This is a genomic window from Rhizobium sp. A22-96 (genome assembly GCF_053521805.1).
The window spans coordinates 245953-260204 of the sequence record NZ_JBNWDQ010000004.1; the positions used below are offsets into that span (position 1 = coordinate 245953).

Here is a 14252-nt window from a genome sequence, read left to right on the forward strand (position 1 = left end):
GGATCATGGACAAGCTAACCCTCTACATCGGCAATAAGAACTATTCCTCCTGGTCGTTTCGGCCATGGATCGCGCTCGAGGGCTGCGGCATCGCCTTCGATGAAGTCCTGATCCCCTTCGATTTTCCGGCCGGCAATCCCAATATTCGCGCGGTTTCGCCGACGGGAAGGGTGCCGATGCTGGTGCATGGTGGCTTCAAGGTCTGGGAATCGCTTGCCATCATCGAATATGCAGCCGAACTCTTTCCCAACGCCGGGCTTCTGCCTGACGATCGGCAGTCGCGGGCGCTGGCGCGATCTTACAGCATGGAGATACTTTCGGGTTTCCACGCCCTGCGCAACGCCTGCCCGATGAACATGCGGCGTCCGGTGAGCCGTCCCGATCTGTCCGATGGCCTCATGAATGACGTGGCGCGCATCGAGACGATCTGGCGTGAAGCGCGCTCGCGTTCCGGCGGTCCTTTTCTGTTCGGGGCCTTTTCCGGTGCCGATGCGATGTATGCTCCGGTCGTCAGCCGCTTCGAGCGGTACGACATTCCTGTCTCCGCCGACACGCGGGACTATATGGACGTGATGAAAGCGGCGCCTGCCTGGAAGAAATGGGAGGAGGCCGCGCTGAAAGAAACATGGATCGTGCCCGAGGACGAGGCGTGACCCGCTGATTCGATCCTGATAGGGTTGAATCGGGCGCGGCAGGCAAAAAATGCTGAGAGGGACTGGTCAAAGCCCGATAAGTCATGTACAAGCCCGGCCAAATTCCGAAATTGATGCATGTCTGTTTCGGCCGCCTGGCTGGCCGCTGATATGTTTCGTCCGCAAAGTGGAGTAACGAAAATGGCTGTACCGAAGAGAAAAACAAGCCCGTCCAAGCGCGGTATGCGCCGTTCGGCTGATGCGCTGAAAGCTTCGACCTATGTTGAAGACAAGAACTCCGGCGAACTGCGTCGCCCGCATCACATCGACCTGAAGACCGGCATGTATCGCGGCCGTCAGGTTCTGACGCCGAAGGAAAGCGCATAATTTCTGCGCTGCCTTGATGGCATGAATAAAAAGGCTGGCGGTTCGCCGGCCTTTTTTGTTTCGATGGGGTCTTATGGTGGGTGAAAAGCGGCCTGTTCGTGTGCCGCACCTTTGATACCCCCCTCTGTCACTTTCGTGACATCTCCCCCACAAGGGGGGAGATCGTTGGGAGTTTGCGGCTCGTTACCCGTGATGCAATAGGCTGTACTTTCAGCGGATTCGATATTCGATTGAGGTAAAGGGCGCCTGCGAGCCACCAATCTCCCCCCTTGTGGGGGAGATGTCACGTTAGTGACAGAGGGGGGTGAACACTCTCCGCAAATTCAAGGCTGCCTTATCTCACAAACTATCCAGCTTGCTCTGCATGGCGCGGAGCTGTTCCTTGAGTTCGTCGATATCCTTGGCCTCGGCCTTGCGGCTTTCCTTCGCCGGAGGCTTCATGAAGGGCGAAAACATCTGCATCGCCTGCTGGAACATCTCGGTGTTACGGCGAACCTGTTCCTCGACCATCTGGATCGGCAGTTGCAGATTCTTGCCGAGCGGCGTCTCGCCGAAGGCCCGGTTCATCTGCTCGCGCATCTGCACCTGCTGCTCGGTGAAGGCACGCATGGAATGTTCGAGAAAACTCGGTACGACCATCTGCATCTGATCGCCGTAAAAGCCGATCAGCTGCCGGAGAAAGGGAATCGGCAATAGCGTGTTGCCGGTCTTCGATTCCTGTTCGAAAATGATCTGCGTCAGGACCGAATGCGTAATATCCTCGCCGCTCTTGGCGTCTTGGACGGTAAACTCCTCACCCTTCTTGACCATCTCCGCCAGGTCGTCCAGCGTCACGTATGTGCTGGTGCCAGTGTTGTATAGGCGGCGATTGGCATATTTCTTGATTACGATCTGGCCCTCATTCTTTGCCATTATCAGTCTCCTGGCCCCGTCTGATTGTATGGAATATTCCTCCACCCCCGAGTGTAGACGCAAAAGAAGCATGGTGACAATCGCTTTGTGCGATGCGGCAAGCCCTTTCCTTTGATTGCATTTCCTGCAGGCAATGACGGCTTCGTGAAATCTGCGCGGGGGAAATTCTTGCTGTTTGACTCCGGCGCAAAGCTTTGACAGTTTCGCCTCATATACACGTTCATTTTATGAGGAGGCTTCCATGAGCAGTTCATCCATCGTCGTCGCCAGCGCGGCTCGTACCGCCGTCGGCTCCTTCAACGGCGCGTTTGCGACCGTTCCCGCTCATGAGCTTGGCGCAGCTGCCATCAAGGGCGTGCTGGAGCGTGCAGGCGTCGATGCCAAGGAAGTCGACGAAGTGATCCTCGGCCAGGTTCTGCAGGCAGGCGAAGGGCAGAATCCTGCCCGTCAGGCCGCGATGAAGGCCGGTATTCCGCAGGAAGCGACCGCCTGGGCTGTCAACCAGCTTTGCGGCTCTGGCCTTCGCGCCGTAGCACTCGGCATGCAGCAGATCGCGTCGGGAGACGCAAGGATCATCGTCGCCGGCGGCCAGGAATCCATGTCGATGGCCCCGCATGCCGCCCACCTTCGCGCCGGCACCAAGATGGGCGACATGAAAATGGTCGACACCATGATCAAGGACGGCCTGATGGATGCCTTCCATGGCTATCACATGGGCATCACGGCCGAAAATGTCGCGCGCCAGTGGCAGCTCTCGCGTGAGGACCAGGACCAGTTTGCCGTTTCCTCGCAGAACAAGGCCGAGGCCGCGCAGAAGGCCGGGCGTTTCAAGGATGAGATCGTTCCCTTCACCATTCAGTCGCGCAAGGGCGATGTCATCGTCGATGCCGACGAATATATCCGTCACGGTGCGACGCTTGATGGCATGGTCAAGCTCCGGCCGGCCTTCGACAAGGAAGGCACCGTGACTGCCGGCAACGCGTCTGGCCTGAACGATGGCGCCGCCGCGGCGCTGCTGATGACTGAAGCCGAAGCCTCGCGCCGCGGCATCCAGCCGCTCGCCCGTATCGCCTCCTGGGCGACCGCCGGCGTCGATCCGCAGATCATGGGTACCGGCCCGATCCCGGCGTCCCGCAAGGCATTGGAAAAGGCAGGCTGGTCGGTAAGCGATCTCGATCTCGTCGAGGCCAATGAAGCCTTCGCCGCCCAGGCATGCGCCGTCAACAAGGACCTCGGCTGGGATACGTCGATCGTCAACGTCAATGGCGGTGCGATCGCCATCGGCCATCCGATCGGCGCTTCCGGCGCGCGTATCCTCAACACGCTGCTGTTCGAAATGAAGCGCCGCGGCGCCCGCAAGGGTCTGGCGACGCTGTGCATCGGCGGCGGCATGGGCGTTGCCATGTGCCTCGAGGCGCTCTGACGCGTCTTGAGCAGGGTTTTCCAGAAGAAGTGATGAAGGCGGAGCGGGCGACCTGACGATCGGTCGTCCCGCCTCCGTAGCAACAAAGGGGAGTGGCACATGAGCAGAGTGGCATTGGTAACCGGGGGTACGCGCGGCATCGGAGCGGCCATTTCGATGGCGTTTCGCAATGCTGGTTACAAGGTGGCGGCGACTTATGCCGGCAATGAGGAAAAGGCGCGCGCTTTCCATGAGGTCACCGGCATCGCCGTCTACAAATGGGATGTGACCGACTACGAGGCTTGCGGCAAGGGCATCGCCAAGGTCGAGCATGATCTCGGCCATGTCGACGTCCTGATCAACAATGCCGGCATTACCCGCGACGCCATGTTCCACAAGATGACGCCGCAGCAATGGCACGAGGTCATCAACACCAATCTGACCGGCCTGTTCAACATGACGCATCATGTCTGGCAGGGCATGCGCGACCGCAGCTTCGGCCGTGTCGTCAACATCTCTTCGATCAACGGTCAGAAGGGGCAGATGGGGCAGGCAAACTATTCCGCCGCCAAGGCCGGAGACCTCGGTTTCACCAAGGCGCTTGCACAGGAAGGGGCTGCCAAGAACATCACGGTCAACGCCATTTGCCCCGGCTATATCGGTACGGAAATGGTGCTGGCGGTGCCGGAAAAGGTGCTGAACGAGCGGATTATTCCGCAAATTCCGGTCGGACGCCTCGGCGAGCCGGAGGAAATCGCCCGCATCGCGGTCTTCCTCGCCGGCGACGATGCCGGTTTCATCACGGGGTCGACAATATCGGCCAATGGCGGCCAGTTTTTCGCCTGAGCCAAGCGTCCTGTTGATGTTGGGGATTGCCGGGTCAGCCCGGCAATCATCCGTGGCTTGAATTGGCCGATTGCCGTTGTCGTGGCTTGAATTCCAGGATGACGGCTTCCACTCTTATTCGCCGCTTTTGCCTGAAGCGCGATCTTGCCGCGTAGACGAGCGCGTAAAAGGTGGTGCCGACGAGCACGAGGGCTGCAATGCTTGCGATGATTGCGGCCAAGATGCCGTTCCTTTCTCAAAACACTGCTTTCTTCCCGCAGCCTTTGGCTGCGAGAAGACTGTTGTCTCTCCGAAACTATCGTCCGGCGCGCAGGACCTGAAGGCCATGACCGACCGCTAGGTCGATCGGTCATGAGACATCGGTGTTAGCGGCAACGAGCCTCATAGCGATTGCCGTAGCGGTCGCGATAGATGCAGTAGCCGCGACGATCTTCCGAGCGACCGATGAGGTTGCCGACCAGGCCGCCGGCGACTGCGCCGACTGCTGCGCCACCCCAGCTGTGCGTGGCAACGCCGCCGATCAGAGCACCGGTACCGGCGCCGATTGCGGTGCCTTTTTCGGTGGATGTGCAAGACGCCAGCGCGCCGACGAGGGCAATCGCGACGATGATCTTCTTCATGATGTTAGCTCCCTGGTGTTGTGAGGTTTTCAGTAATCATCTGCGGATCAGATCCGCCCCATCAATAGCAGAATGAGGACAATGACGAGAACAAGCCCGAGACCGCCCGACGGACCGTAGCCCCAAGACCGGCTGTAACCCCAGCTCGGAAACGCGCCGACCAGCAGCAGAATCAGTATCACGAGTAATACCGTACCAAGCATTATGTGTCTCCTCCATGTCCGTCGCCGGATTATCCCCCGGCAGCGTCGCAGCGTCCGGATATATGCTCCAGCGACTCCGCCTTAATCTGTTCGATGCGAACGAGCGGAGTTCCTTGTATTTCTGATCGTAGAAACTTGTTTCGCCGAAAATTGTTCCGGCTAAGAAATAAAAATACGAGAAGCTGATCTTTTGATGACCGGCGAAATGTTAACGCCAGAGCGCAATACGGCTGACATATCGATGATCGGGATCCATTCGTATGGTTAAAATTTCTTTAAAATACAATAGGTTGCGGTGAACGAAACGGGAAAGAACCGATGTCGGCGATTCGTCAGCGATTCGTTCCGCATTTGGACCTTGGTTAATTTTCGCGGCCACAAGGCATGGCGGGAAGCCCTTCCGAGCGGCGGCCATGCTGTTGGCGTATCGCGGTGGAGTGGTGTTTCGTTGGCTCAATTCGTTAATGCAGAAGAGCTGACGGGACTTTTTGCTGTCCTGTGCGGCTCTCCATATCGAGATGCGCCGACGGTCGAACACCATATGTAGCCGTGAACAAATGAAATACATGCATGAATCGTCGATTCGTCGCCGATTCGTTCCGGCTTTGATCGAGGTGTTAATGAATACACCCTTTGATTGTTTTTATCGATCGAACCCGTTTGAACCCGGCGAATGCTCGCTGCAATCCCAGATTCGGGCTCGATTCACCGCCTCAACTCCTCCGAGTCCGAAGTATTTTTAGCCCTGAATCGCTATATGTTGTGAAGAACGAAGGAGGAATCGGTTGAAACCAGCGATTCCTCTCTCATTCGTTGAGGCTTTGCCCCATTTCCAAAGCGCCGTTGGTTGCCTTCAAAAAAGCAAAATCTTTACAAATAATTAACCATAAAATTACCGGGCGTGACGCCTGCTGCGGATTCACTGCTTGACTCTCTTTCGCGTGGGAAAGGCAGGAAAAATACGATTCAGTATCTGGTGGGATTCTTTGATTCCAAATCCATATGTAGTAGGGAACATACAGAGAACCGATGAGAGTCAGCGATTCGTCGCCGATTCGTTCTCAGGCTGTTCCGGAATCGCTTGGACTCGTATGGGATGTAGGGGTAATGAAGCTTTTGGTTGAAACGGCAAATCGTAAAAGCGACCGTTGGCGATGCTGTTTTTTCATTCAGGTCTTGCCTTTGTCACATATGGTCGTCATCTCTTCCTTCTTCCCGGAGAAGCTTGCTGATCGGAAGACGGTGGTTTCTCGCTTATGCACGGACCTATGACTCACATCTCGCAGCCAATGATCCTGAGCGGACGCGGCGTAACCGCTGTGCTCGGACCAACCAATACCGGCAAGACCCATTATGCCATCGAGCGTATGGTGGCGCACGGCAGCGGCGTTATCGGCCTGCCGTTGCGGCTGCTCGCGCGCGAGGTCTATACGCGCGTCGTCGAAAAGGTCGGGGCGCAGCATGTGGCGCTTGTCACGGGCGAGGAAAAGATTTCGCCGCCCAATGCCCGTTTTTCGGTCTGCACCGTCGAGGCGATGCCGCGTGAGACGCGCGCCTCCTTCGTCGCCATCGATGAAGTGCAATTGGCCGGCGATCTCGAGCGCGGCCATATTTTCACGGACCGGATCCTGCATCTGCGCGGCCGGGACGAGACGCTGCTGCTTGGGGCCGGCACGATGCGGCCTATCCTCGAGCAACTTCTGCCTGGCATTACCGTTCTCGAGCGGCCAAGGCTTTCGCATCTCTTCTACGCCGGTCAGAAGAAAATCACGCGCCTGCCGCAGCGCACGGCGATCGTCGCCTTTTCGGCCGACGAGGTCTATGCGATTGCCGAGCTCATCCGCCGCCAGCGCGGCGGAGCCGCCGTCGTTCTCGGTGCGTTGAGCCCGCGCACGCGCAATGCACAGGTCGCGCTCTATCAGGCTGGCGATGTCGAATATCTGGTCGCGACCGATGCCATCGGCATGGGTCTCAATCTCGATGTCGATCATGTCGCCTTTGCTCAGGACCGCAAATTCGACGGCTATCAGTTCCGCAATCTCAATCCGGGAGAGCTCGGCCAGATTGCCGGTCGCGCCGGTCGTCACCTCAAGGATGGCACCTTCGGCGTGACGGGCCAGGTGGATCCGTTCGACGACGAGCTGGTGCGGCGGATCGAAGGCCATGAGTTCGATACGGTCAAGGTGTTGCAGTGGCGCACCAAGGGCTTTGATTTCTCCTCGATCGCCGCGCTTCGCACCAGTCTTGAAGACGCGCCACGCGTGCAGGGCTTGACGCGGGCGCTGCCTGCGGTAGACCAGCAGGCGTTGGAATATCTGTCACGCGATCTGGAGATTGTCGATCTTGCCAACAACCCGGCTCGGGTTGAAAAATTATGGGAAGCCTGTGCGCTTCCAGACTATCGGCGCATTACGCCTGCCCAGCATGCCGATCTCATTGCCACCCTCTTTTCCGATCTTGTGCGCTATGGCACGGTGAAAGAGGACTTCCTTGCCGAACAGGTGCACCGCGCCGATCGGACTGATGGTGAGATCGACACGCTTTCGGCGCGAATCGCGCAGATAAGGACTTGGACCTATGTGTCGAATCGGCCCGGCTGGCTTGCCGATCCGACACACTGGCAAGAAAAGACGCGGGAAATCGAGGATCGATTGTCCGATGCGTTACATGAACGGTTGACGAAACGCTTTGTTGATCGCAGGACATCTGTGCTCATGAAGCGCCTGAGAGAGAATGCAATGCTGGAAGCTGAAATCAGTGTGAATGGGGATGTCTTCGTTGAGGGGCATCATGTGGGACAGTTGACCGGATTCCGGTTCACGCCTATCTCGGGAACCGAGGGGCCGGACGGCAAGGCTGTCCAGGCAGCCTCGCTGAAGGCGCTTGCGCTGGAATTTGAGGCACGTGCTGCGCGCATGCATGCAGCCGGCAATAGCGATCTTGCGATCAGCGCCGATGGTATGGTGCGCTGGCTCGGCGATCCCGTGGCGCGTCTGTCGGGCAGCGACCACATCATGCGGCCGCGCGTCATCCTGCTTGCCGACGAGCAGTTGTCGGGCAATGCGCGCGATCATGTCGCGGCTCGTATCGAGCGCTTCGTCAATCATCATATCAGCACCATCCTGAAGCCGCTCGACGATCTGTCGCGCGCCGAGGATCTGCAGGGCCTTGCCAAGGGTCTGGCCTTTCAGCTGGTCGAAAATCTGGGCGTTCTGTTCCGCCGCGACGTCACCGAAGAGGTGAAGTCGCTGGATCAGGATGCGCGCGCCTCGATGCGCCGCTATGGCATTCGCTTCGGCGCCTATCATATTTTCGTCCCCGCGCTGTTGAAGCCGGCTCCGGCCGAACTCATCAGCCTGCTCTGGGCATTGAAGAATGATGGCCTCGACAAACCCGGCTACGGCGATCTCATTCCCGTGCTGGCCGCTGGACGCACGTCCGTTGTCACCGATCCGAGCTATGAGCGCACGTTCTACAAGCTCGCCGGCTTCCGCTTCCTCGGCAAGCGCGCCGTGCGTATCGATATTCTTGAGCGACTGGCGGACCTCATCCGTCCGCTGCTGCAGTGGAAGCCCGGCCAGGCCTCGCGCCCTGAAGGTGCCTATGACGGCCGCCGCTTCACCACGACGACGGCGATGCTCTCCATCCTCGGCGCCACGCTGGAAGACATGGAAGAGATCCTCAAGGGTCTCGGCTATCGTGCCGATGCCGTGAAGGCTGAAGAAGCCGTTGCCCATCTTGCGCAGCAGGATGCACTAGCGGCACCGGCAGCGCCGGCTGCGGATGCCACCGCGGAAAAGGCCGATCACGACGACGCAGACTCCTCTGCCGGCGAAGAACCGGCCAAGGAAACCGAAGCCGTCGCGCAGGAAACTGCTCCGGTTGCCGCTGTATCGGCCGAGCCGGTTACCGAGGCAACTGCCGAGGTTGGCGAAACGGAAGCTGTTGCAGCTGAAGCCGTCGAAGCTGTGGAGCCGAAGCCGGTTCTGCTCTGGCGTCTTGGCGGTCGCAGCGATCAGCAGCAGCGCCAAGGCGGCCGTGGCCACGGCGATCGCCGCGGACAGCAGGGCGAAGGCCGTGCCCAGAATGGCAATCGTCGCAATGGCGATCAGCAGCAGGCAAGCGGCGAGGGCAATCGCGAAGGTCGTCGTGACGGGCGCGATGCCCGTGGCGCCGGCGACAAGGGACCGCGCGGCAATAATCGCGAAGGTGGCCGTCCGCAGAATCAAGGCGGCCGTGGCGAACGCAACGACCGGCAGGAACGTGGCGACCGCAATGACCGCAACAATCGGAACGACCGGAACAATCGCGGCGCGCCGCAGCCGCTGCGTTTCGAGGCGAAGCCGCCACGCAAGGAAAAGCCGATCGATCCGGATTCTCCTTTCGCAAAGCTGGCTGCTCTCAAGGAGCAGATGAAGAAGTAGGCCATGAAGGACGAGAAGCAGCCATTTTCCGGTTCGCGCCAGCGCATCGACAAATGGCTCTTCTTTGCCCGCATGGTGAAATCCCGCTCGCTGGCGCAAGTCTATGTGCAGAATGGCAGCGTGCGGGTGAATGGCGAGCGGGTCTCGCAGCCGAGCCACGGCATCAAGGTCGGAGACCGGATAGAGCTTTCTCTCGAGCGGCGCGATGTGATCCTCGTCGTGCGCTCCCCCGGCGAGCGCAGGGGGCCTTTCGAAGAAGCCAAGCTGCTTTACGAGGATTTGACCCCGCCGCCGGATGAGACAAAACGCCTCACCGCTTTCGAGCAGGCGTTGCGGGCGCCGGGCAGCGGCAGGCCGACGAAACGTGACCGGCGTGCAATCGATCGGCTGACCTCGGACGAGGATTAGAAAACTCTGCCCGTCGCGGGCGGTTTTCCAGATTGTTTGTCCTTGAAATTGGCGGACAAAGTCGATACCTCACGGTCAACCTGCCGGTAACCAAGCTGGACGGCGCGTTTGCGTATGGCGCATTCGTCTGTTCGTTCGGCACCGTGGAAGGGTGCGACGTTCCAGGTTGCGCAGCCGCGGAAGCTAGAGACATTCCTGGAGTGCTTCATGACATATGTCGTGACCGACAATTGCATCCGTTGCAAATATACCGATTGCGTGGAAGTCTGCCCCGTTGATTGCTTCTATGAGGGCGAGAATTTCCTCGTCATTCATCCTGACGAATGCATCGATTGCGGCGTCTGCGAACCCGAATGTCCTGCCGAGGCCATCAAGCCCGATACGGAGCCGGGTCTCGACAAGTGGCTGAAGCTCAATGCCGAATATGCATCCATCTGGCCGAATATCACCGTGAAGCGGGATCCGCTGCCGGAAGCCAAGGAAATGGATGGCGAACAGGGTAAACTCGAGAAGTATTTCTCGACAAATCCCGGCGCTGGCGATTGATCGACGGCCGTGACAGGCCACCTGGAAAGGTGTAGTCGATATCGCACGGAGCGAATCGTTATCGTGGGGCCGCCGAGCGGTCAACGGGGCCTCATTGGCGCGCGTGAAGCAAATTATTGATTTCCTCAGATTTTTGTGATAGGTTCCTCATACTGATCCACAGCGGCATTTCGCGTGCCTAAAACCATCACGAAAGCAAATCACCAATCCGTACGCGGTTTCCTTGACATATCAACGTTTTGTGTTGTCGGGGCTGAAATCGCGATGGGTGGGTTTCTTTTTGCATAAGTCTGGCTGGACCAGGATGACGCTACCCCGACGGTGCTTCCGTCTCATCCGGGCCTGACTGACCCGGCCCCCGGCCCAACCGGGCGCGTAACAGGGAGTTTTTGAAAAGAATGACGACCCAGCAGAAAAAACCTTCAGCAGCACGGCACGGCTTCAAGACTGGTGAAGCGATCGTTTATCCGGCCCATGGCGTCGGAACGATCACCGCGATCGAAGAGCAAGAAGTCGCAGGCATGAAGCTCGAGCTGTTCGTGATCGATTTCGAGAAAGACAAGATGCGTTTGAAGGTGCCGGTGGCCAAGGCCATGAGCATCGGCATGCGCAAGCTTTCCGAGACCGATTTCGTCGAGCGTGCGTTGAAGGTCGTGCAGGGCAAAGCCCGCGTGAAGCGTACCATGTGGTCGCGTCGCGCTCAGGAATATGATGCCAAGATCAATTCCGGTGACCTGATCTCCATCGCCGAAGTGGTTCGCGATCTCTATCGCGCCGAGAACCAGCCGGAACAGTCCTATTCCGAACGCCAGCTCTATGAAGCTGCGCTCGATCGCATGGCTCGCGAAATTGCCGCCGTCAACAAGATGTCGGAAACCGAAGCCGTTCGTCTCGTCGAGACCAACCTCAACAAGGGTCCGAAGCGCGGCAAGGCCATCGAGGAAGACGATTCCCAGGACGAAGCCGCATAAGGCAAACGGCACATACAGCCTCCAAAAACCCGGCCTTCGCGCCGGGTTTTTTTCTTTGGAACCTTTTTGCTTCTGCCGCGTTTTAAGCTCGTGTTGGCGGTCGGTGTGGGTTCTCTCCTGCAGGAGAGGTGTCTGGGCGGGCCGTTTTATTGCCATTCACGAGGACCGGCCTATGCGTTTTCATTCGAAGCCCCCCGGTGATCTGAAGATGCTTCAATCATCTGATCAGTCTGATGAGATCGAACTAGACTAGTCATCGATTATCCGGCGAGCCGGAGAATCGGTCTCCAATTTTGCATTTCATTCATTGATTTTCATCCGAGCAGCGATGTTCGGAAACGATGCCTGCTGCCCCTTTCGTCGACCGCGGCTTAAAGACGATATGGGGCCGAACCTAGGAGATGCGTATGACGAATATGTCTGCAGATCGGCGCATGATCAAACTCGCCATGGCTGCACCTTATCTCGATCGCGATGAAGAGCATGATCTTGCCATTCGGTGGAAGGATCACGACGATCGCGGCGCCCGCAATAAAATCGCGACCGCCCATATGCGCCTTGTCATTTCGATGGCCGGCAAGTTTCGCAATTTCGGACTGCCTATGAGCGACCTCGTGCAGGAAGGTTATGTGGGCCTGCTGGAGGCCGCTGCCCGCTTCGAGCCGGAGAGGGAAGTGCGCTTCTCGACCTATGCCAGCTGGTGGATTCGCGCTTCGATCCAGGATTACATCCTACGCAACTGGTCGATCGTGAGGGGTGGGACGAGTTCGGCGCAGAAGGCGCTGTTTTTCAATCTGCGCCGCCTGCGCGCCAAGCTCGCCCGCAGCAATTCCAGCGTGACCGTTCAATCCATCCATGAGGAAATCGCCGTGACGCTCGGCGTCAGCCTTGCCGACGTGCAGACCATGGATGCGCGTCTTTCCGGCAGCGACACCTCGCTGCAGGCGCCGTCGATTTCAGGCGATTCCGAAAGCGCCGAACGCATCGATTTCCTCATCAGCAGCGAGCCGCTTCCGGACGAACAGGTCTCGGACATGATCGACGGCGAACGCCGCCGCATCTGGCTCGCATCGGCGCTGAAACATCTCAACGAACGCGAAATGAAGATCATCCGCGCGCGCCGTCTCGTCGAAGACGGGGCGACGCTGGAGGAACTTGGCGCCGATCTCGGCATTTCCAAGGAGCGCGTGCGTCAGATCGAAAGCCGGGCGATGGACAAGCTGCGCAGCGCGCTGGTCGATGCCGATCCGCGTATGGCAAGCTATGCCTGAGAGAGACCTTCTCCCGACCGGGAGAAGGTGATCCGGCCCCTATCTATTCCGCGATAATCTTGACCTTGTCACCCGGTGCAATGCTTGCCCCGGTGGGCAAGGCATTGATCAGCTTGAACAGGTCGAGCTTGCGGTCGGTGCCCATCATGCGGGCTGCGAGCGTGGTGATGGTGTCGCCGGGCTTGACGATGACGACGCGAACGCGCAGTGGCTTCAGCGAAGCGGCCTCATCCGGCGTCATATGGCGGAAGCTTGCCCGCAACACATTGGCCGTCTGATCGAGCTGGGCAATATTTCCCTTCGGAACCGCCGTCAGGAAGCGGAAGATCTGTGTGCGGTCGCGGATCACGGTGACATCGAAATCCCAGCGATCGGCGGAAGCGCGCGCAGTCGCGGCCGGCATGCCATTGACGGTGATCGATTTGATCGACGATGGATCAAGGCCTGTCACCCAGCCGCTGGAAATATAGTTCGTCAGGTTCTGGTTCTGGGTGTCTGCCACACCGTCGAAGCGGACGGCAATGTCGCCAGGGCCAGTCGCCATGACGGCCTCAACCTTGTTGTCGATCCGAAAATCCGGGGGTACGTCGAAACGTATACCAAGGCCGCCGTGCAGGAAGGTCTGACCGCGCACATAGCCTTCCTCCGGGCTGTCGCCATAGAGCAGGCCGTCGATGCCGTTCAGGTAGTAGTCGCGGCCGGTGTCGCCGACCTTGCCTTCCTCGCCGAATTCGCGCGCATGGGCCTTGGCAAGGTCGATGCGCTGCGGGGTGCTCGGATGGCTCGACAGGAAGTCCAGGCTCTGGTCGACATCGGAATTGGCCGTCATGAAGCGGCTGTAGTCTTCCATGGCATTCAGGAAGCGGGCTGCCGCATAGGGGTCGTAGCCGGCCTGGCCGAGGGTGCGGATGCCGATCTCGTCTGCCTGCAGCTCCTGCTGGCGCGAGAAGGCGGCAAGGCGCAGCTTGCCACGGGCGAGCGCCTGCTTGCCGGCGATATCGCTCGACAGCACTTCGGCGACGACGCGGCTGGCAATGACCTCGGCTTCCTCGCGCTTTTGCCGCTCGATGCCGTGATTGGCTGTCACGTGCGCCATTTCGTGCGCTAGGACGGCTGCGACTTCCGAGGCGTCATTGGCAAGCGCCAGCAGGCCGCGCGTCACATAGAGATAGCCGCCCGGCAACGCGAAGGCGTTGATCGACGGCGAATTGAGAATGGTGATGCGATAGGACTGCTGCGGGTTTTCCGAAACGCTGGTGAGCGCGCCGGCGATACGGGCCACGAGACGTTCGGTCTTGGCGTCCTTGTATTCGCCGCCGTAGCTTGCAAGAATTCTTGGGTGCTCGCGAGCGCCCATCTGCGCGCGCGGGTCGTTCTTCTGCACCTCGGAGACGATCTGCGGATTGGCCGAGGGCGAGACGCTCGGCTGATACGACTGATCCATCACGGTCTGACAGCTGTTGAGTACCGCCGCGGCGACAAGGAGCGGTGCCAGGCGGCGCAAACGAGCTGCGACGGTCACGCTGATCCTTCGTTCTGCTCGCTCGTTCTGCTTCAGTACCTGTGTCTCGCTCATTTCGCTGCCATGCCGGCTCGGCGCCAAATCCGGTTGATCGTTACCGGGGCGATT

The 14252-nt window shown here is 59.1% G+C and carries 14 protein-coding genes; 9 read left to right on the forward strand and 5 right to left on the reverse strand.

Annotated features, from left to right (window positions below; genetic code table 11):
- Positions 1-5: 5 nt before the first annotated feature.
- Both ACQZ6F_RS19480 and rpmF read left to right on the forward strand, forming a co-directional pair.
- Complete coding sequence (locus ACQZ6F_RS19480; RefSeq protein WP_449093955.1) at positions 6-653, forward strand: glutathione S-transferase family protein; 648 nt, start codon at positions 6-8, stop codon at positions 651-653.
- A 180-nt stretch (positions 654-833) separates the two neighbouring features.
- Positions 834-1019 (forward strand): 50S ribosomal protein L32, encoded by a 186-nt coding sequence (rpmF, locus tag ACQZ6F_RS19485; protein ID WP_006724402.1) that lies wholly within the window; start codon positions 834-836, stop codon positions 1017-1019.
- Positions 1020-1358: 339 nt separating this feature from the next.
- On the opposite strand, the gene phaR is transcribed toward rpmF, so the two are convergent.
- Entirely contained in the window at positions 1359-1931 is a 573-nt protein-coding gene (phaR, locus tag ACQZ6F_RS19490; protein WP_068389863.1) for a polyhydroxyalkanoate synthesis repressor PhaR, read from the reverse strand.
- A 241-nt stretch (positions 1932-2172) separates the two neighbouring features.
- Here phaR and ACQZ6F_RS19495 point away from each other — a divergent pair, with 241 nt between their 5' ends.
- Both ACQZ6F_RS19495 and phbB read left to right on the forward strand, forming a co-directional pair.
- Positions 2173-3354 carry an acetyl-CoA C-acetyltransferase gene (locus ACQZ6F_RS19495; RefSeq protein WP_068389865.1) on the forward strand — a complete coding sequence of 394 codons (1182 nt, stop codon included), beginning with the start codon at positions 2173-2175 and terminating at the stop codon, positions 3352-3354.
- A gap of 99 nt (positions 3355-3453) precedes the next feature.
- A complete protein-coding gene (gene phbB / locus ACQZ6F_RS19500; RefSeq protein ID WP_068389868.1) occupies positions 3454-4179 on the forward strand; it encodes an acetoacetyl-CoA reductase in 726 nt (241 codons plus the stop codon).
- Positions 4180-4225: 46 nt separating this feature from the next.
- Here phbB and ACQZ6F_RS19505 read toward each other — a convergent pair whose 3' ends face one another.
- The 3 genes from ACQZ6F_RS19505 to ACQZ6F_RS19515 all read right to left on the reverse strand — a co-directional run bounded on the left by ACQZ6F_RS19505 (position 4226) and on the right by ACQZ6F_RS19515 (position 5002).
- Positions 4226-4399 (reverse strand): hypothetical protein, encoded by a 174-nt coding sequence (locus ACQZ6F_RS19505; RefSeq protein ID WP_449093954.1) that lies wholly within the window; start codon positions 4397-4399, stop codon positions 4226-4228.
- 145 nt (positions 4400-4544) lie between these two features.
- Entirely contained in the window at positions 4545-4802 is a 258-nt protein-coding gene (locus ACQZ6F_RS19510) for a YMGG-like glycine zipper-containing protein (protein ID WP_404944592.1), read from the reverse strand.
- A gap of 44 nt (positions 4803-4846) precedes the next feature.
- Positions 4847-5002, reverse strand: a complete 156-nt coding sequence (locus ACQZ6F_RS19515) for a DUF3309 family protein (protein ID WP_068389874.1) — start codon at positions 5000-5002, stop codon at positions 4847-4849.
- A 1268-nt stretch (positions 5003-6270) separates the two neighbouring features.
- Here ACQZ6F_RS19515 and ACQZ6F_RS19520 point away from each other — a divergent pair.
- From ACQZ6F_RS19520 to ACQZ6F_RS19540, 5 genes are all read left to right on the forward strand, one after another.
- The gene (locus ACQZ6F_RS19520) at positions 6271-9426 is read left to right on the forward strand and encodes a helicase-related protein (RefSeq protein ID WP_449093953.1); all 3156 of its coding nucleotides are present in this window, start codon (positions 6271-6273) and stop codon (positions 9424-9426) included.
- 3 nt (positions 9427-9429) lie between these two features.
- Entirely contained in the window at positions 9430-9834 is a 405-nt protein-coding gene (locus ACQZ6F_RS19525; protein WP_077470506.1) for an RNA-binding S4 domain-containing protein, read from the forward strand.
- A 207-nt stretch (positions 9835-10041) separates the two neighbouring features.
- Entirely contained in the window at positions 10042-10380 is a 339-nt protein-coding gene (gene fdxA / locus ACQZ6F_RS19530) for a ferredoxin FdxA (protein ID WP_068389883.1), read from the forward strand.
- Positions 10381-10778: 398 nt separating this feature from the next.
- Positions 10779-11351, forward strand: coding sequence for a CarD family transcriptional regulator (locus ACQZ6F_RS19535; protein ID WP_068389886.1), 573 nt, complete (start codon positions 10779-10781; stop codon positions 11349-11351).
- A gap of 407 nt (positions 11352-11758) precedes the next feature.
- Positions 11759-12622 (forward strand): RNA polymerase factor sigma-32, encoded by an 864-nt coding sequence (locus ACQZ6F_RS19540; protein ID WP_068389889.1) that lies wholly within the window; start codon positions 11759-11761, stop codon positions 12620-12622.
- 43 nt (positions 12623-12665) lie between these two features.
- Here ACQZ6F_RS19540 and ACQZ6F_RS19545 read toward each other — a convergent pair whose 3' ends face one another.
- Positions 12666-14198, reverse strand: coding sequence for a M48 family metalloprotease (locus ACQZ6F_RS19545; protein WP_449093952.1), 1533 nt, complete (start codon positions 14196-14198; stop codon positions 12666-12668).
- Positions 14199-14252 lie beyond the last annotated feature (54 nt).

Bases quoted from the DNA above. Each gene is read 5' to 3' on its own strand.
- ACQZ6F_RS19480 (WP_449093955.1), top strand. From the start codon at position 6: ATGGACAAGCTAACCCTCTACATCGGCAATAAGAACTATTCCTCCTGG.
- rpmF (WP_006724402.1), top strand. From the start codon at position 834: ATGGCTGTACCGAAGAGAAAAACAAGCCCGTCCAAGCGCGGTATGCGC.
- phaR (WP_068389863.1), bottom strand. From the start codon at position 1,931: ATGGCAAAGAATGAGGGCCAGATCGTAATCAAGAAATATGCCAATCGC.
- ACQZ6F_RS19495 (WP_068389865.1), top strand. From the start codon at position 2,173: ATGAGCAGTTCATCCATCGTCGTCGCCAGCGCGGCTCGTACCGCCGTC.
- phbB (WP_068389868.1), top strand. From the start codon at position 3,454: ATGAGCAGAGTGGCATTGGTAACCGGGGGTACGCGCGGCATCGGAGCG.
- ACQZ6F_RS19515 (WP_068389874.1), bottom strand. From the start codon at position 5,002: ATGCTTGGTACGGTATTACTCGTGATACTGATTCTGCTGCTGGTCGGC.
- ACQZ6F_RS19520 (WP_449093953.1), top strand. From the start codon at position 6,271: ATGACTCACATCTCGCAGCCAATGATCCTGAGCGGACGCGGCGTAACC.
- ACQZ6F_RS19525 (WP_077470506.1), top strand. From the start codon at position 9,430: ATGAAGGACGAGAAGCAGCCATTTTCCGGTTCGCGCCAGCGCATCGAC.
- fdxA (WP_068389883.1), top strand. From the start codon at position 10,042: ATGACATATGTCGTGACCGACAATTGCATCCGTTGCAAATATACCGAT.
- ACQZ6F_RS19535 (WP_068389886.1), top strand. From the start codon at position 10,779: ATGACGACCCAGCAGAAAAAACCTTCAGCAGCACGGCACGGCTTCAAG.
- ACQZ6F_RS19540 (WP_068389889.1), top strand. From the start codon at position 11,759: ATGACGAATATGTCTGCAGATCGGCGCATGATCAAACTCGCCATGGCT.
- ACQZ6F_RS19545 (WP_449093952.1), bottom strand. From the start codon at position 14,198: ATGAGCGAGACACAGGTACTGAAGCAGAACGAGCGAGCAGAACGAAGG.